Here is a 17,175-nt window from a genome sequence, read left to right on the forward strand (position 1 = left end):
CGTCATCTCAGTGTCCCGGCATGCCCGGAACGTCGAGCATGAAAGTATATCTACCGGTAATGCAGGGAAAGTAGCGTGTCGCCGTGGAGAACAGCCGAATCGTTATCGACGGGACTTCGCTCACATGCGCTCAGGTGGCGCGTGCGGCTCGCGAAGATGTGACGGTCGCCATAGCCGCGGCCGGCGTGCGGCGGGCGCGCGACGCCTGGCGGATCGCCCGCGAGGTCACCGAGACGCAGCCGGTCTACGGGCGGACGACGGGGGTCGGCGCCAACCGCGTCGTGGACGTCGAGTGGGAGGACTCCGACGCCCACGGCCTGCGGCTGCTGCGCAGCCACGCGGCCGGGGCCGGGCCGCTGATCTCCCCCGAGATCGTCCGGGCGATGCTGACCGTCCGGCTGAACCAGATCGCGGCGGGCGGCTCGGGCGTGGAGCCGGGCGCGCTGCAGGCCCTGGCGGACGTGCTCAACCTCGGGCTGCTCCCGCCGGTGCCCGTCTACGGGGCGATCGGCACGGGCGACCTGACGGCGCTGGCCTCGACCGCGCTCTGCCTGCTCGGCGAGCGTGCGTGGCTGCCGGGCCCGGACGGCGGCCAGGAGCGCGGCCCCGGATACCGGCTGCGCTCCGCCGACGCGCTGGCGTTCATCAGCTCCAACGCCGCCACGCTCGGCGAGGCGGCGCTCGCGGTCGCCGATCTGCGGAAGGCGCTGCGCGCCTCGACGGTCGTGGCGGCGCTGTCGCACTTCGCCGTCCGGGGCTCGGAGGAGCCGTACGCGCAGCCGGTGCAGGACGCGTGCCCGCATCCGGGCCAGCAGCGGGCCGCGGCGGCGATGCGCGCGCTGCTCGCCTTCGACCGGCCGGCGCCGATGCGCATCCAGGACCCGTACGGCTACCGCGCGTTCCCGCAGGTGCACGGCCCCGCGCTGGAGGCGGCCGCCTACGCCGAGGAGGTCGTCACCCGGGAGATCAACGCCGCCGCGGAGAACCCGCTGGTGGACGTCCCCGGGCGGACGGTCTGGCACAACGGCAACTTCCACACCGCCTACGTCGGGCTCGCCCTGGACACCGCCCGCGCCGCCCTGTTCCAGACGATGGCGCTGGCCGCCGCCCGCCTCGGCACGCTCGCCGAGCCGTCCTTCACCGGACTCTACCCCTTCCAGGGCGAGACGGAGGCGTCCTCCGGGATCATGATCCTGGAGTACGTGGCGCACTCCTGCCTGGCCGACGTGCGGCGCCTCGCCACCCCCGCGGCGCTCGGCAGCGCGGTGCTGTCGCGCGGCGTCGAGGAGCACGCCGGCTTCTCGACGCAGTCGGCGCGCGCGAGCACCGACGCCGTCGCCGCCTACCGCCTCGGGCTCGGCTGCGAGCTGGTGGCCGCCGTCCGCGCGCTGCGGATGCAGGGGCGGGCGCCCTCCGGCGGGCCGCTGCGCTCGGCGTGGGACATGGCGGGCGCCGTCCTCGACCCGCGGATCGAGGACCGGCCGCTGGACACCGACATCGCCGCCGCCGCGGACCTGCTGCCGCACCTGGCCCGGCTCCACCCCTGACCCTCAGCCCGCCGCGGTCTCGCCGGTCGAGGCGCGGACGCGCAGCGACGGCTCGCGGACGACGCGGCGCTTGCGCGGCTTGCCGTCGATGACGTCCACGACGAGCCGGACGGCGGAGTGGACGATGCCCTCGACGTCCCACTCGACGCTGGTGAGCGGCGGGGACAGCAGCGCCGACATCGGATGGTTGTCGTAGCCGCAGACGGCGACGTCGCCGGGGACCTCCAGGCCCAGCTCGCGGGTGGCGGCGTAGACGCCGTAGGCGATGGAGTCGGCGAAGCAGAAGACGGCCGAGGGGCGGCCGGGGCCGCCGAGCACCCGCAGCGCGACCTCGGTGGACTCGGCGAGCGACTGCGGCACGACCACGACGTCCACCGACAGGCCGAGCCGCTCGGCCTCGGCGTTGACGTACACGTCGGCCGGGCGGTCCGGCGTGCTGGCGAGCGTGGGGGTGAACACGGTGAGGCGCTCGTGCCCGAGCGCCCGCAGGTGCTCCAGCGCGAGCGTGACGCCCCGCCGGTTGTCGAAGACGACCTCGCCCTGCGCCTGGCCGCCGTGCAGGGCGTCGCCGATGGACACGACGGGGATCGCGGCCGCCAGCTCCGACCACAGCGCGGCGGACGGGTCGAGCGGCTGGACGATCAGGCCGTCCACCCGCTGGTCGCGCAGCCGCCTGGCGAGGGCCAGCTCGCGCTCGGGGTCGCCGCCGGCGTCCACGATGAGGGCGTAGCGGCCGCGGGCGAGCAGCGCCCGCCCGATGCCGACCGCGAGGGACTGCTGCCAGTAGTCCTCCAGCGAGCCGCACAGCAGGCCGACCTGGTCGGTGCGCCCGCTGGCCAGCGCACGCGCGATCGGATGGGCCTCGTAGCCGAGCTCGCGGGCGGCGGCGCGGACGCGCTCCTGCGTCTCCTCGGAGGTCTGGATGCCGCGCAGCGCGTAGGACACGGCCGCGGGCGACAGCCCCGTCGCCTGCGCCACTTCCCGGATGGTCGCGCGCTTGCGCTTTTCCGACATCCCTCCAAGCGTAGAGGCCGCCACCGACAGAGCACGGCATCCGCGCTTGACGGGAGCGTCACTGAAGCGGTTCACTGAAACGGTTAACTGATGCGGTTCAGAAGTCCTGGCCTGGCGCTTCGCGCGGTGTCCCGGGCGTAACGGACCGTCTCCACCCACGGTTTCGGAGAGGAGCGAACCCCGTGTCTTCCGAGGTCCTGCCCCGTCCCAGCGGCCTGGAGCGCCTGCCCGGCCGCCCCCTCGACAAGCGGGAACTGCGGGAACTGGTCGACGACCTGGCCGAGCGGCCCGGCCTGTGGCGTCCCCATGTCGCGTTCCCCGAGGGCCGCCGCCACTACGTCTCCCTGCACCGGGACGAGCACGTCGACGTCTGGCTGCTGTGCTGGACGCCCGAGAACGACACCGGCTGGCACGACCACGACGTCTCCTCGGGAGCCGTCCGCGTCGTCGCCGGGGCCATCGAGGAGAACAACCCGCGCATCGGCGGCGAGCCCCTGCGGACCGTCATGCGCGAGGGCGCGTCCTTCTGCTTCGGCCCCGAGCACATCCACCGGCTCACGGGGGTGGAGGACGCCAGCGTCTCGATCCACGCCTACTCGCCGCCGCTGTGGCGGCTCGGCCAGTACTCCATCGACGAGTCGGGCGTGATGCGCCGGACGCCGGTCAGCTACACCGAGGAACTCCAGCCGTCGGACGAGGCCGCCTGACCTGGCCTAACGGGTCTGCGAGCCGGTCTGAAAGGGCCCTGGCGGACCCGTCCGGGGGTGACGGGCCCGCCAGAGGCGGAACGTCCGGTCGAAGCCCGCTCACCCCGGCCGGACGCCCATATCTCTCCCAGCGCGGGCGGTCCCGAAAGTGTCACACCGCCGTCCGAAATATCGGTCGCTCAGCGCGCAGACCACGATGACGGCGGCGAAACAGGAGGCTGCGCCCCTCAGCAGGCCGGCCTCGTAGTAGGTGTCCGTGACCAGGCGGACGGTGGCGTAGCCGACCGCGGCTCCGGCGAGAAGCGCCACCGCCACCTGGACGGCCCAAAGCGCGATCCCGGCCGTCCCGACACCGGACAGCGCTTTCCGCAGAGCGCACACGGCGGCCGTCACGCCGACGAGAAGCCCGGCCGTCGCCGCCAGGAGTGGTGTGCCGAAATTCACTCCGTAACGGATGGCGAGCGCCGGGACGAAGAAGAGAAGCAACCCCCACCGCAGTCCGCTGATGACCGACGCCAGGGCGACACCCATCTCGCCTGGTCTCAGACGTGGTGACGCCCAGCGTGCCCCCGCGATGACGCAAACGGCGACGGCCGCACCTGGCAGGCGTCCGCCCAGATGACCCAGGTTGTACAGGAGGGCCGTGTCATACACGGTCAGCACCACCTGCCCCAGCGCCCACACGGATCCGGCGAACAGGAGCATCTGCGGGAACGACGGCTCGTCCGCACCGGAATCCTCCTGCGCGGCCAGCCAGCGCAGCAGCAAAGGCGTCACAACAGCCGAACAGGCTCGGACCACGATGTCGTCCGCCGTGTAGGGGTTGTGCAGATCCCACTCGACCATGCAGAAGACGAGCGTGTAAGAGAGCGATGCGGCCCACACGAGCCACGAGTGCGCCAGGCGCCGGTACAGGCCGCGGTCCAGCCACCGCAGCACCGTCACATACGCGAGCAGGACCAGCGGCAGTTCGAGGAACGCCTGCACGCGCAGGACGGACGGGGCCAGCAACTCCGGCGCAGGGAAGCGTTCCGCCAGGCCGCGCATGGCTGGTCCGTCCTCAAGCGCGAACCATCCCTCGGGCAGATACTTCGCGACGAACGAGGCGTCTCCGCCGTGAACCCGCAGCACGTACACGGTGAAGAGCACTTGGTTCAGGTAGACGAGCCCCACGACGAGGCCGAGAAGCGCCTCCGGACGGGCCCAGCGCCGCCCCGCCCCGGACGGAGGGTCACATGCGCGCCGCGTCCACCGGGGCGCGATCGCGAGGCTCGCCGCCGTCGCGGTCAGCACCGCCCCGTCCACCCCGATCGCCACGAGCGACAAACGTAGACGTTTCCTCAGGCGGCCGCATGGGCCGCAGCGACGCCGTGAGCCGGGCCCGCATCCACGCCGCGCCGGGGCGTTCCACCAGGCGGTGCACGGCGTAGGCGGCCAGCAGCGAGCCCCCGATGACCACCGCCAGCGCCGTCCAGCGGTCGAGCCCCGGATACACCGCGTCCAGCAGGGGAAGCGCGAGCTGGGAGTGGACGAGGTAGAGGGGGTAGGTGAGCGCCCCGAGCACGGTCAGGCCCCGCCATCGCAGCCGGCTCAGCCGGCCGGTGGCGACGAGGATCATCACCGCGAAGATGCCCGTGATCACGGCGCTGACCACGGTCTCGTCCGCGCCCCTGAACACGTTCTCCGCGCGCCAGGCGCCCCAGCGCAGCGCGATCAGGTAGGACGCGGCCACGTATCCCCAGAGCAGCAGCGTCGGGCCGAACCGGTGGATCATGTACAGCGCCATGCCCGCGATGAAGTAGCAGCTCCAGGTCGGCACCAGCATCACCTGGAGGATCCTGCTGTCCGCCTCGTCGGCGAAGACGCCGCCGAGCATCCAGGCCGCCATGAAGACCAGGCACGAGCGGTAGGTGATCCCGATCCCCGCGAGGACGGCGGCGAGCACGTAGAAGTGGAGTTCGACCCAGAGGGTCCAGTAGACGGCGTCCACGTTCCGCAGGCCGAGCCCGCCCTGCAGCATCGTCAGGTTCGGGACGATCAGCCCGGGGACGCCGTGCCCCATCCGGAACACCGCGTAGACGGCGGCGCCCAGCAGCACGCTCACCCAGTACGCGGGCATCAGCCGCACGAGCCGCGAGATCCCGAACTCCCCCGGGCCGCGTCCCCACGCGCTCATGAGGATCACGAACCCGCTGATGACGAAGAACAGGTCGACGCCGAGGTACCCGAACCGGGTGACCGGCGCGATCTCGGGGAAGACGTCCTGCGAGGGCGCGGGCCACGCCCCGGCGCCGCCGAATCCCGTGAAGTGGTACAGCACCACCGCCAGCGCGGCCGCGAAGCGCAGGAGGTCGAGTTCGCGCAGCCGTTCCCGTCGAGTCACCGCGGAACCCTCCCGCCGCCAGGTGGCCCGGCCCGATCCGCCGGGTGAACGGCGGATGTAGGGAAGGACGCGATTCGCCGCGCCCCGCGGCCGTGCCGTGGTGACGGGATGGTCGCGGAGTGCGCGCGTGGGAGGCGCGAGGTCAGTAAGATACGGAGGCGTCCCCCGATCTCATTGGTGGTCCTCCATGACATCTCGCCGCGCCCGACGCGGCGCGGCGACCCGAATGCTGTGCCTGTGCCTGGCGGCGGTCGTGTCGCTCGCCGGAAGTTCCCTGCTCGCGGGGTGTTCCCTGCTCGCGGGCTCGGTGCACAAGCCGGCCGCGGCGGACGGCCCGAAGGACGGGGCGCGCAGGGCCCCGCCCGTGGTGATGTTCCTCGGCGACAGCTACACCGTCGGCGACCGCGGCGTCGAGCCGGAGTCGACCTACGCCTCCGCGACCGCGCGGCTGCTCGGCTGGCAGGTCGTCGTCGGCGGCCGGTCCGGGACGGGCTTCGTCCAGAAGGGCCGCGGCCCGCACGCGTTCCTCGGCCTGTACGAGAGCCAGCTCGGCTGGCGCCCGGCGCCCGACATGCTGATCGTGTCCGGCGGCCACAACGACTGGCGGATCCCCCCGCCGCAGGTCGCGGCGGCGGCGCACGTGCTGCTGGAGCGCGCCCGGCAGCGCTGGCCCGGCACCCGCCTGGTGCTGGTCGGCCCGCTCTGGGGGACGGGGACGCCGCTGCCCGGCGCGCTCGCCGTCCGGGACGCGCTGAAGAACCTCGCCCGGCAGCTCGGCGTCCCGTTCGTCGACCCGATCGGCGAGGGCTGGATCACCGGCGACCTGCTGACCGGCCAGGGCAACGCGCCGCGCCTCATCAAGCGGGACCGCACCCATCCGACGCCGGCGGGCCACCTGTACGTGGCGACCCGCCTGGCGGCGGACCTGAAGCGGATGGGTCTCGACCACCCCGCCCGCAAGGGCTGAGCGCCGGCGGGACCGTCAGCGCGACGCGGGCCGCGCGAGGGTGAGGGAGAAGTCGCCCGCCTCGTCGGTCCAGAACTCTGCGAGCTCCAACCCGGCGGCGCCGAGCTCCGCCTCCAGCCGCTCCCGCCGGAACTTGGCGGAGATCTCGGTGCGCATCTCCTCCCCCTCGGCGAACGACACGTCGAGGTCGAGGCCGCCGACGCGGACGTCCTGGGCGCGCAGCGACCGCAGCCGCATCTCGATCTGCTCCTCGGCCGCGTTCCACACCGCGACGTGCCGGTACGCGGCGGTGTCGAAGTCGGCGTCGAGCTCCCGGTTGACGACCGACAGGACGTTGCGGTTGAACTCGGCGGTGACGCCCGCCGCGTCGTCGTAGGCGCGCACGAGCCGCTCGGGGTCCTTGACGAGGTCGGCGCCGAGGAGGAGGAAGTCGCCCTCGTCCATGGTGGCGCGCAGGCCGCCGAGGAACCCGATGCGCTCGGCGGGCGGCATGTTGCCGATCGTCCCGCCGAGGAAGGCGACCAGGCGCCGCTCGCCGCCGGGCAGCAGGTGCAGGTGCTGCTCGTAGTCGGCGGCGACGGCCCGGACGGCCAGGCCGGGGTGGTCGGCGGCGATCCCGGCCGCGGCCTGCTCCAGGAAGTCGCCGCTGACGTCCACCGGCACGTAGGTGCGCAGCGTGCCGGCCAGCGCGTCCAGCAGCAGCCGGGTCTTCTCCCCCGAGCCCGCGCCGAGCTCCAGCAGCGTCCGGGCGCCGGTGGCGGCGGCGATGGCGGGCGCCCGGGCGGTGAGGATCTCCCGCTCGCGCCGGGTCGGGTAGTACTCCTCCAGCCGCGTGATCTCCTCGAAGAGCGCGCTGCCCCGCTCGTCGTAGAACCACTTGGGCGGCAGGGTCTTGGGCGTGCCGGAGAGCCCGTCCCGGACGTCCTGGCGGAGCGTCTTGGCGAGGTCGTCTGCGGTCAGGAACCGGTCCACGTGGTTCTCCTTCGGTGCTTCGGGTCGGGCCGTGCTTCGGGGTCGGGCGGTCTCAGAGCCGGGAGATGCGGACACCGGCGGCGAGCCCGGCGGTGACGAGCGAGCCGTCGGGGACCCGGCGCCACGCGGGGTCGCCGTCCAGCGGCTCGGACGCGATCTGGACCGCTTCCCCGCCCTCGCGGACGAACAGCGAGTCGCCCCAGGTCGTGGCGGCCAGGGACGTCCCGTCCGAGGCGAGCAGGTTGTAGCGGCCGGGGGCCAGCGCGGTGATCGCGGCGACGACGGCGGCGAGGCCCTCGCCGAGCGCCGCGCCCTCCCGCCAGTTCCGGACGGCGAGGGCGAACAGCGGCGCGGAGTCGACCGGGGCGCGGGCGTCGGGGACCTCGGCGATGTCCCCGGCCAGTTCCCGCAGCTTGGACTCAACGCCGCCGTAGCCCTCGATCTTCCCGTTGTGGCTGAACAGCCACGGCCCCGCGCGGAACGGCTGGGCGCACGACTCGTCCACGGGGAACCCGACGGTCGCCGACCGCAGCGCCGCGACCGCGCACGACGCCCGCACGGCCCCGGCGACCTCGCGGAACGACTGGTCGGTCCAGATGGGCTGGGCCCGGCGGAAGCGGACGGCCTCGCCGTCCTGGTACCAGCCGACGCCGTACCCGTCGGCGTTGAGGAGGGCGCCCTGCGTCATGCGCGGCGCGTACGACTGGGTCTCCAGCGAGTGCTCCCCCTCGTAGATGAGGGAGTGCAGCGTCCGCTCGGGCCCCAGGTAACCGAGATGGCGGCACATCTAGCGGGCCACCCCCGTCGTCGGCTCCGTGGCCGGCCCCGCCGAGCGGGCGCAGCGGAACCCGGAGAAGATCTGCCGGCGGATGGGGTAGTCCCAGTTGCGGAACGAGCCGCGTATGGCGAGCGGGTGCGTCGCCCAGGACCCGCCCCTCAGCACCTTGTAGTCGGGTCCGAAGAAGACCTCCGAGTACTCCTTGTACGGGAACGAGCGGAAGCCGGGGTAGCCGTGGAAGTCCGACGACGTCCACTCCCACACGTCCCCCAGGAGGCGCCGCACCCCGTACGCCGACGCACCGGCCGCGTAGGAGCCGGTCTCGGACGGACGGAGCGCCCGCTGCCCGAGGTTGGCGCGGCCCTCTTCGTAGACGTCGCCCCACGGGTAGCGGCGTGACCGTCCTGCCGCGGGGTCCCAGCGGGCGGCCTTCTCCCACTCGGCCTCGGTCGGCAGCCGCTTCCCGGCCCACCGCGCGTACGCGTCCGCCTCGTACCAGCACACGTGCTGGACGGGTTCGCCGGGCGGGACGGGTTCCGACCGCCCGAACCGGCGGCGCGACCACTGCCCCCCTTCACGCTCCCAGAAGGCCGGGGCGCGCTTGCCGCTGCTGTTGCGCCACTCCCATCCGGCCGGGTCCCACCAGCGCGGGTCGTCGTAGCCACCGGCCTCGATGAACGCGGTGTAGGCCGCGTTGGTGACCGGTTCCACGTCGATGTAGTACGCGGGCAGGTCGACGAGGTGGACGGGGCGCTCGTTGTCGTACGCCCATGGTTCGTCCGACGTCCCCATCTGGAACGGGCCCGCCTCGATGAGCGCTTCCTCGGCGCCGGACGCCTCGCCGGGCACCTGGAGCGGTTCCGCCTTGGGGTCGAGGAGGGCGGGGGCACCGCGGCGCAGCTGGTGGGTGGCCAGCATGGTCTCGTCGTGCATGTGCTCGTGCTGGACGACCATCCCGTACACGAACCCGCCCGACGTCAGCGGATCCGGGGTGTCGAAGCGCACCGACGCCAGCGAGTCGAGCACCTTGGAGCGGACCGCGCCGAGGTAGGACCGGGCCTCCTCCGGCTTCAGGAGCGGCAGCGTCGGCCGCTCCGCCCGCGGATGCTCGAACGCGTCGTACACATCGTCGATCTCGGGGCGCATCGCCTCCTGCCCGGCGGCCGCGCGCAGCAGCCACAGCTCCTCGTAGTTGCCGACGTGGGCGAGGTCCCACACGAGCGGCGACATCAGCGGCGACACCTGCGCGGTGAGACCGTCCTCGTCGAGGACCTCGGTGGTGAGGCGCAGGCTGCGGTCGCGCACCGCGCCGAGCTCGTCGGCGATCAGTTCCTTCAGGGCGGCCTCGTCCGCGGACGGGCCAGGCGAGCTCATGTCGGATCCTCCATCGGAATCGGACGTGTCGGGGACGCGGCGGGCCGGTCGTCGGCGGGACTGCGGCCCCGCAGGACGTACCGGTGGGCGTACTCCTCGACCAGGGGGACGAGACCGGGCGCGCCGAGCCGCGCGAGCGCGTCCAGCGCCGCCGCGAAGCAGGCCCGCGCGGCCCTGGCCAGGGCGGGGTCCGACAGGCCGTCGCGGGCCGCCGCCGCCCACCGGTGCGCCACCGGTTCGACCGCGGCCTCGGCGGCGCGGGAGGCGGCGGGGTCGTCCAGCAGGGCGGTGGCGACGGCGACGGGCACCGGCCAGTACGGGCCGGGCAGCGCGTCGATCATGCGGAGCTCCAGCCAGCCGCGCGGACGGACCGGCGGGAACAGCGTGGACAGGTGGTAGGCGAGGTCGTCCTCGCCGGGCTCCCCCTTGGCCAGCCACTCCAGGAAGGACATGCCGGGGGCGGGCACCCATTCGTCGTCCGGGGTGTGGACGAGCATGACCTGGGCGTCGAGCGCGTACCGCGTCCACGCCTCGGCGGGGTCGCCGTCCGCCCCGTCCCGCAGCACCGGCAGGGTGCGGCACGGGTCGAGCTCGGTCCAGATGCCCTGCCGGGACGAGCGCATCCCGGTGCGGCGGCCGGCCCGCAGCGGCGAGTTGGCGAACGCGGCGACCAGCACCGGCCCGAGCGCGTGCACGAGCCGCCAGCGGCGGGCCGCGTCCGCGTCGTCGGCGCCGATGTCCAGGTTCACCTGGACCGACGCGGTCGAGCACATCATCGCCAGCCCCGCGTCGTGGAATCCGCCCGCGCAGAAGTAGTCCCGCATGCACGCGTACCGGGGGTGGTCGGCCTGGAACCGGGGCGCGCGGACGGGATCGACGCCGTGCCCGGCGAGCGCGAGCCCCTCCGGTGCGAGCGCGTCCCGCACGTGGGCGACGTCCCGGCCGAGGGCGGCGGTCAGGTCGCCCAGCGTCCCGAACGGGGCGGAGCTGAGTTCGAGCTGGCCGCCCGGCTCGTAGGTCACCTTGCTCCCGCCGGGCGGCGGGCCCGCCCCGGCCACGAGGGCCCGCACCCGCTCGGCGGGCACGTGGGCGGCCGGGTCGACCGCGTCGACCACGAGCCACTCGGTCTCCGCGCCGACCGTCCCGGGCGGGCCGGTCTTGAAGCAGACTCCGCGAATGTGCTGGTAGACGTCGTCCACTGTGAGCCGGGTCACCATTGACTCCTCGGGTATCGATAACGGGTTCGAACCTTCCCTGCTGAACCGGATCAGGAATCAGCGGTTTTTCGGGAAGTTTCTTAAATCTCCGTGAACGTCACCGTCCGCAGCACTCACTGCTACCTTCCGTGCTATTCGACGCTTTGTCCGATCCCTGGCTTCTCAGGGGTCGACCGGAGCCGCTAGAGTCCCCTGGCCAGCGATATGCACGTTTTGCCGGAAGTGAAACCGGACGGAGACGGGGGGTCACATGGGCGGAGACCTGGGCTCGCTCTACGACGCGCACGCCGACCGCCTGTACGCCTACTGCTGGTCGCTCGTCGGCGACCAGCTCGCGGCGGCGGCCGTGGGCGACACCTTCAGCGCGGCCGTGCACCAGCCGCCGCGCGGCGACAGCGTGCTCTGGCTCTACTCGCTCTCCCGGACGGCGTGCGCCGAGCGCGGCGCGTTCGCCGGCGAGCCGGCCGTCGGCACCGGCGCGCGCGGTCCGCTGTTCGCCGACCCCGACCCGCTGCTGCGCGCCGCCGGGAGCCTGCGCTCCGACCACCGCGAGGTCCTGCTGCTGTGGGCGGGCGAGTGGCTCGAACCGCACGACATCGCCCGCGTGCTCGGCCTCGCTCCGGACACCGTCGCGCAGCTGTTCAACGCGGCGCGGACGCGGCTGGAGCGGGCCGTCCTCGACATCCTGATGCGCGGCGCCACCGAGGCGCGGCTCGACCTCATCTCCGCGTTCGAGAAGGGACGGCTGCCGCGGCTGCTCGCCCGGCGGGCCCCCGCGCACGCGCCCGGCTGGCTGCGCGACCAGGTCCTCGCGGCCTGCGAGGAGGAGGCCGCCCGGCCGCTGCCGAGCGTCGTCTCGCCGAGCCCGCTCGTCGTGATCGGCCCGGAGCGGGCGGACCGCCGCAGGCGCGGGGCCTCCGGCTTCGCCTCCAGGGGCCTCGGCGCGGTCGCGGGCGTCGCCGCGTCCGCCGCCGCCGTCATCGGGCTGCTGGTGTCCTGGCCCGCCGCCAAGGGCGGCAGCGCCGCCTCGCTCACGCCGACGGCGAGCAGCGGGCAGACGCATCCGGCGTCCACGTCCAGCCGCGGCGTCCCGCAGGACCCGGCGCCCGGCCTGACCGGCTCCGAGCGCGCGGACGGCGGCGCGTCGCGGAACCCGGTGACCAGCGCGTACGGCTCGCCCCCGCAGCAGGCGGGCGGGTCCCCGGCCGGCGGTGCGGCGCCCCCCGCGCCGGCGCCGCCCGCGACGTCGCCGTCGAAGGAGCCCGCACGCGAGAAGCCCCCGGCGTCCGGCACCCCCGCGAAGCCGGAGAAGCCGTCCACGCCCCCGGACGACGCGACGCCGACCACTCCCCCGGACACCCCGTCCGACCCGACGACCCCGCCGGACGACGGCTCGACGGACCCGACGACGCCGCCGGACACTCCGTCCGACCCGCCGCCGGACCCGGGGACCCCGTCCCCGAGCCCGACCTCGAACCCGGCTCCGCAGCCGGGCGGCGAGGGCTGACCGGGCTCAGGCCTCGCCCGTCCCGGCGGCCGCGGGCCCCGCGGGCACCGCGCCCAGCGGCGCGGGCCCGCGCCTGCGTTCGAGGAGCAGGAGCAGCCCCCCGGCCGCCGCGCCGGTGAGCATGGCCACCAGGTGGCCGACGGCGGCGACCTCCAGCGTGAGCAGACCGTCCAGCAGGACGGGCACGAGCGCGCACCACCAGGCCAGCGCGACCAGCCGGCGGACCCGCCCGTCCCCGTACAGGAAGGCCGCGACGAGCGCCGCGCACAGCACGTAGGACGGGCCGACGTCGGGGATCGTGCGGATGGAGTCCGAGAGCAGGCCCGCCTCCAGCCGCACCAGCGCGATCCCCTGGCTGACGAGCGTGCCGAGCACGTGCGAGGCCGCGACGAGGGCGACGGCCCGCAGGTTCCCGAACCGCCGGGTGGTGGGGAACAGCCCGATCGCCGCCGCGACGAGCAGCACGCCCTGCGACCCCTCGGCGACGAACGCCGAGGCGACCATCGTCCCGACCGGGTTGACCGCGAGGTTGGCCAGGTTGGTGCTGGCCCAGGCGATCACCGCCTGCCGCGCGCCCGGCGGCAGGACCAGCACCTGCACCATCCACACGGCCGCGAACAGGCCGAGGAAGGCCAGCGGCATCGGATAGGACCTGAGGATCCGGCGAAGCCTCGCGAAACCCATCACACCGGCAGCCTAGACCGGGGCCTACGCGGCGGCCGCGCCTTCGACCGGAGAGGTCCCCCGCCGCACCAGGAGCGCGGCGAGCACCGCGACGACCGCGACGGCGCCCGCCACGGTCAGGGACGTCTGGAAGCCGTCCATGAACGCGAGGTGGCTCCCCGTCGTGATGGCGTCGGCCGCCTCCTTCGACGTGCCGGGCGGGATGGGCGCCACCCCCTGCGAGACGAGCCCGCCCTGCCCTTCGAGCTGGTGTGCCGCCGCCCCGGGAAGGCCCGCGCCGGTGAGCCTCCCGAACAGCACGTCCCCGACCCTGGTCGACAGCAGCACGCCCAGCACCGACGTGCCGAGGACGCCGCCGACCTGCGAGGCGGTCTGCTGGAGGCCGCCCGCGACGCCCGCGAGATGGGCCGGCGCGTTGCCGACGATGGCCTCGGTGCCGGCCACGATGACCATCCCGAACGCCAGGCCGACCAGCACGAACCACGGCCACAGCTGCACGTACGGGGCGTCCACCCCGATGCGCGACAGGCCGAACATCGCCGCCGCGGTGAACGCCATCCCGAGGACGAGCGGCACCCGCGGCCCAAACCGGCTGGTCAGCGCGCCCGCCACCGGGGAGGCGACGATGAACACGCCGGTCATCGGGAGCATCCGCACGCCCGCGTCCACCGGGCTCATGCCGTGCACCTGCTGCAGGTACAGGGTGATGAAGAAGATCGTCCCGAACATCCCGAAGAAGCCGAGCACGATGAGGCCGGTCGCCGCCGACAGCGACACCGACCGGAACAGCCCGAGCGGCAGCAGCGGGCGCTCCACCCGCAGCTCGTTCCAGACGAACGCGGCGAACAGCACGACGGACGCGGCGAACGACACGAGCGGGACGGTGGCGCCGAACCCGTGCTCACCGGCCTTGATGAGCCCCCAGACCAGGGCGAACAGCGCGCCGCTGAGCAGCGCGACGCCCGCCAGGTCGAACGAGCCGGCGGCCTCCTCGTCCCGCGACTCGCGGATCACCCACAGGCCGACGAGCAGCGCGACCAGCCCGAGCGGGGCGTTCAGGAAGAACACCGACTCCCAGTTGACGTTCTCCACCAGCAGCCCGGCGACGATCGGGCCGCCCGCGATGGAGATCCCGACCGTGGACCCCCAGATGCCGATCGCGGCGTTGAGCCGCTCGGCCGGGAACGTGTTGCGCAGCAGGGCCAGGCTCGCGGGCTGCAGGAGCGCCCCCGCGAACCCCTGCACGACCCGCCAGAAGATCACCATGCCGAGCCCGCCCGAGAGCCCGATCAGCACCGACGACACGGCGAACCCGACGACGCCCGCGAGGAAGGTGCGCTTGCGGCCGAAGCGGTCGGCGATCTTCCCGGCCGGGATCAGCGTGACGGCGAGCGCCAGCAGGTAGGCGTTGGTGACCCACTGCAGGCCGGACAGGCTCGCGCCGAGGTCCTTGGCGATCGCGGGGTTGGCGATGGACACGACGGTCGCGTCCAGCCCGACCATCATCACGCCCAGCGCGACCGCGACGAGCGTGAGCCAGGGATGCCCGTGTCCCGCCCTGGCGGGACGGCCGCGCGCCTGGTCGCGCGGCGGTATGGGGACGGCGCCCGGTTCGAGGGTCTCGGCGCCATGGGACTGAGTCATATCGACCTCCGGCTTGGCATGGGCACAAACTGTCATGGCATGACAGTTGTCGTCAACTGCCCTTGGTCTGCATGCGACATGTTTCACGTCACGACATCCAGCGCTCGACGGACGATCGCCGGGCGATTACAATGCGCGCATGACCGCGACCGCCCCCGAGACCGGCACGTCCGGCCCCGGTTCCCAGCCCCCGGGCAGGCGCGAACGCAAGAAGCAGCGCACCCGAGAGGCGCTCGTCGACGCCGCGTTCACCCTCTTCGCCGAGAAGGGGTTCGACGCCACCACCGTCGAGGAGATCGCCGACGCCGTGGACGTCTCGTCCCGCACGTTCTTCCGCTACTTCGCCTCGAAAGAGGACGTCGCCCTCACCTTCCAGGAAGAGCAGACCCGCGCCGTGCTGGGCAAGCTCGCCGAACGCCCCCCGGACGAGCCGATCATGACCGCGCTGCGGCACACCGTGGTGGAGATCGCGCGCGCCTGCGAGGCCGGCGAGCTCGGATTCGACCCCGGCCGCTTCGAGTGCATGCTCTCCATGATGAGCGACAGCCCGACGCTGATGGCGGGCAGCCTGGAGCACGCGCAGAAGAAGCAGGCGCTGCTCACCGAGGTCATCGCCGAGCGGATGGGCCTGGACCCCGCCACGGAACTGCGCCCGCACGTCGTCGCCGCCGCCACCACCTGCGCGTTCCAGGCCGCCGCCGACGCCACCCGCCGCCTCGGCGGGGCGTTCTCCACGCTGTCGGAGACCGTCGACCAGGCCTTCGCCATCCTGGAGAACGGTTTCGACGAGCCCTCCCCCGCGGGCTGACCCGGGCCCCGGCGGGCGCCCGACCTGCGACGACACGCTCACGCGGTGTGTGCGCGGCGGCGCGGCGGGTACCTGACGTGCGGGACCGGGGGCGCCCCGTCCCCGCACGGACGAGGAGGGCGACATGGCTCCGAAGCACCCGCCCCGCGCCGGGCGCGCCGGCCGCGACCTGGAGATCAACCCGATCTTCACGCGGGAGCCCCTGACGGTCCCGCGGAACCGGCTGCCCGCCGGGGAGATGGAGCCGTCCACCGCCTACCAGGTGGTCCACGACGAGCTGATGCTGGACGGCAACGCGCGGCTGAACCTGGCGACGTTCGTGTCCACGTGGGCCGAGCCGGAGGCGCGGCTGCTGATGGCCGAGTGCGCCGAGAAGAACATGATCGACAAGGACGAGTACCCGCGCACCGCCGACCTGGAGATGCGCTGCGTGCGCATGCTCGCCCGGTTGTGGAACGCGGAGGACCCGCACCACGCCGTGGGCTGCTCCACCACCGGATCGAGCGAGGCCGCGATGCTCGGCGGCCTCGCGCTCAAGCGCCGCTGGCGGGAGCGGCGGCGGGCCGCGGGCGCGCCGGCCGACCGCCCCAACCTCGTCATGGGCGTCAACGTGCAGATCTGCTGGGAGAAGTTCGCGAACTACTTCGAGGTCGAGCCCCGCTACGTGCCGATGGAGGGCGACCGCTACCACCTCGGCGCGCGGGAGGCCGTGGAGCTCTGCGACGAGAACACCATCGGCGTCGTCGCCGTCCTCGGCTCCACGTTCGACGGGAGCTACGAGCCCGTGGCCGACATCGCGGCGGCGCTCGACGACCTGCAGGCCCGCACCGGGCTCGACGTCCCGGTCCATGTGGACGGCGCGTCCGGCGCGATGATCGCCCCGTTCCTCGACCCCGACCTGCCGTGGGACTTCCGGCTGCCGCGGGTCGCCTCCATCAACACCTCCGGCCACAAGTACGGGCTCGTCATGCCGGGCGTGGGCTGGGCGCTGTGGCGGGACGAGGACGCCCTCCCGGACGACCTCGTCTTCCACGTCAACTACCTCGGCGGCGACATGCCGACGTTCGCGCTGAACTTCTCCCGCCCCGGGGCGCAGGTCGTCGCCCAGTACTACAACTTCCTGCGGCTCGGCTTCGACGGGTACCGCCGCGTCCAGCAGGGGTGCCGGGACGTCGCCACCCGGCTCGCCGCCGAGATCGCCGGGCTCGGCCCGTACGAGACGCTCACCGACGGCGGCGAACTCCCGGTGTTCGCGTTCCGCGTCCGGGGAGACGCCCCCGGCTTCACCGTCTACGACGTGTCCGCCGCTCTGCGCGAGAACGGGTGGCTCGTGCCCGCCTACAGCTTCCCCGAGAACCGCACCGACCTCGACGTCCTGCGCGTCGTGGTGCGCAACGGGTTCGGGCACGACCTCGCCGACCTGTTCATGGACGACCTCCGGCGCGCCACGTCCCGGCTGCAACTGCACGAGCACGCCCACCGCGACCCCCGGGAGGTCGCCGGCTTCGCCCACGGCGCAGGGCCGAAGCAGGTGCGGGCCAGGAAGGTCTGACCGCGGGGCGGCCCGCGGTCA

15 protein-coding genes are annotated in these 17,175 nt (G+C 73.7%); 6 read left to right on the plus strand and 9 right to left on the minus strand.

Going from position 1 to position 17,175, the window contains the following annotated elements:
* Window positions 1-83: 83 nt before the first annotated feature.
* Window positions 84-1,547 (plus strand): aromatic amino acid ammonia-lyase, encoded by a 1,464-nt coding sequence (locus AB0C87_RS00135; protein WP_345184047.1) that lies wholly within the window; start codon window positions 84-86, stop codon window positions 1,545-1,547.
* Window positions 1,548-1,550: 3 nt separating this feature from the next.
* Here the strand turns inward: AB0C87_RS00135 and AB0C87_RS00140 are convergent, their stop codons facing one another.
* The gene (locus AB0C87_RS00140; RefSeq protein WP_345184045.1) at window positions 1,551-2,561 is read right to left on the minus strand and encodes a LacI family DNA-binding transcriptional regulator; all 1,011 of its coding nucleotides are present in this window, start codon (window positions 2,559-2,561) and stop codon (window positions 1,551-1,553) included.
* A 182-nt stretch (window positions 2,562-2,743) separates the two neighbouring features.
* Here AB0C87_RS00140 and AB0C87_RS00145 point away from each other — a divergent pair, with 182 nt between their 5' ends.
* Window positions 2,744-3,268, plus strand: a complete 525-nt coding sequence (locus AB0C87_RS00145) for a cysteine dioxygenase family protein (protein WP_345184042.1) — start codon at window positions 2,744-2,746, stop codon at window positions 3,266-3,268.
* A 99-nt stretch (window positions 3,269-3,367) separates the two neighbouring features.
* Here AB0C87_RS00145 and AB0C87_RS00150 read toward each other — a convergent pair whose 3' ends face one another.
* Window positions 3,368-4,561 carry a hypothetical protein gene (locus tag AB0C87_RS00150; protein WP_360575785.1) on the minus strand — a complete coding sequence of 398 codons (1,194 nt, stop codon included), beginning with the start codon at window positions 4,559-4,561 and terminating at the stop codon, window positions 3,368-3,370.
* A complete protein-coding gene (locus AB0C87_RS00155; RefSeq protein ID WP_345184038.1) occupies window positions 4,500-5,651 on the minus strand; it encodes an acyltransferase in 1,152 nt (383 codons plus the stop codon). The genes AB0C87_RS00150 and AB0C87_RS00155 overlap by 62 nt, the downstream gene beginning before the upstream one ends.
* A 187-nt stretch (window positions 5,652-5,838) precedes the next feature.
* On the opposite strand from AB0C87_RS00155, the gene AB0C87_RS00160 reads away from it, so the two are divergent.
* Window positions 5,839-6,618: an SGNH/GDSL hydrolase family protein gene (locus tag AB0C87_RS00160; protein ID WP_345184036.1), complete on the plus strand. Its 780-nt coding sequence runs from the start codon at window positions 5,839-5,841 to the stop codon at window positions 6,616-6,618.
* 15 nt (window positions 6,619-6,633) lie between these two features.
* Here AB0C87_RS00160 and egtD read toward each other — a convergent pair whose 3' ends face one another.
* Genes egtD through egtA form a run of 4 tightly spaced genes read right to left on the minus strand, consistent with a single transcriptional unit; the run spans window position 6,634 to window position 10,956 of the window.
* Window positions 6,634-7,590, minus strand: coding sequence for an L-histidine N(alpha)-methyltransferase (gene egtD / locus AB0C87_RS00165; protein WP_353834023.1), 957 nt, complete (start codon window positions 7,588-7,590; stop codon window positions 6,634-6,636).
* Window positions 7,591-7,642: 52 nt separating this feature from the next.
* Window positions 7,643-8,377, minus strand: coding sequence for an ergothioneine biosynthesis protein EgtC (gene egtC, locus AB0C87_RS00170; protein WP_360575788.1), 735 nt, complete (start codon window positions 8,375-8,377; stop codon window positions 7,643-7,645).
* The gene (gene egtB / locus AB0C87_RS00175; protein ID WP_353834026.1) at window positions 8,378-9,742 is read right to left on the minus strand and encodes an ergothioneine biosynthesis protein EgtB; all 1,365 of its coding nucleotides are present in this window, start codon (window positions 9,740-9,742) and stop codon (window positions 8,378-8,380) included.
* Entirely contained in the window at window positions 9,739-10,956 is a 1,218-nt protein-coding gene (egtA, locus tag AB0C87_RS00180; RefSeq protein ID WP_345184027.1) for an ergothioneine biosynthesis glutamate--cysteine ligase EgtA, read from the minus strand. Before egtA ends, egtB begins: the two co-directional genes overlap by 4 nt.
* 253 nt (window positions 10,957-11,209) lie before the next feature.
* Between egtA and AB0C87_RS00185 the strand changes: the two genes are divergently transcribed.
* Window positions 11,210-12,466, plus strand: coding sequence for a hypothetical protein (locus AB0C87_RS00185; protein ID WP_360575791.1), 1,257 nt, complete (start codon window positions 11,210-11,212; stop codon window positions 12,464-12,466).
* Window positions 12,467-12,472: 6 nt separating this feature from the next.
* Here the strand turns inward: AB0C87_RS00185 and AB0C87_RS00190 are convergent, their stop codons facing one another.
* Entirely contained in the window at window positions 12,473-13,150 is a 678-nt protein-coding gene (locus AB0C87_RS00190) for a rhomboid-like protein (protein WP_360575793.1), read from the minus strand.
* A 24-nt stretch (window positions 13,151-13,174) separates the two neighbouring features.
* Window positions 13,175-14,794: an MFS transporter gene (locus AB0C87_RS00195; RefSeq protein WP_345184021.1), complete on the minus strand. Its 1,620-nt coding sequence runs from the start codon at window positions 14,792-14,794 to the stop codon at window positions 13,175-13,177.
* Window positions 14,795-14,933: 139 nt separating this feature from the next.
* On the opposite strand from AB0C87_RS00195, the gene AB0C87_RS00200 reads away from it, so the two are divergent.
* Window positions 14,934-15,602, plus strand: a complete 669-nt coding sequence (locus tag AB0C87_RS00200; RefSeq protein WP_345184019.1) for a TetR family transcriptional regulator — start codon at window positions 14,934-14,936, stop codon at window positions 15,600-15,602.
* Window positions 15,603-15,726: 124 nt separating this feature from the next.
* Complete coding sequence (locus AB0C87_RS00205) at window positions 15,727-17,154, plus strand: glutamate decarboxylase (RefSeq protein ID WP_345184016.1); 1,428 nt, start codon at window positions 15,727-15,729, stop codon at window positions 17,152-17,154.
* The last annotated feature ends 21 nt before the right edge of the window (window positions 17,155-17,175 follow it).

It is taken from the genome of Actinomadura sp. NPDC048021 (assembly GCF_040653135.1).
Classification (GTDB): Bacteria; Actinomycetota; Actinomycetes; order Streptosporangiales; family Streptosporangiaceae; genus Spirillospora; species Spirillospora verrucosospora.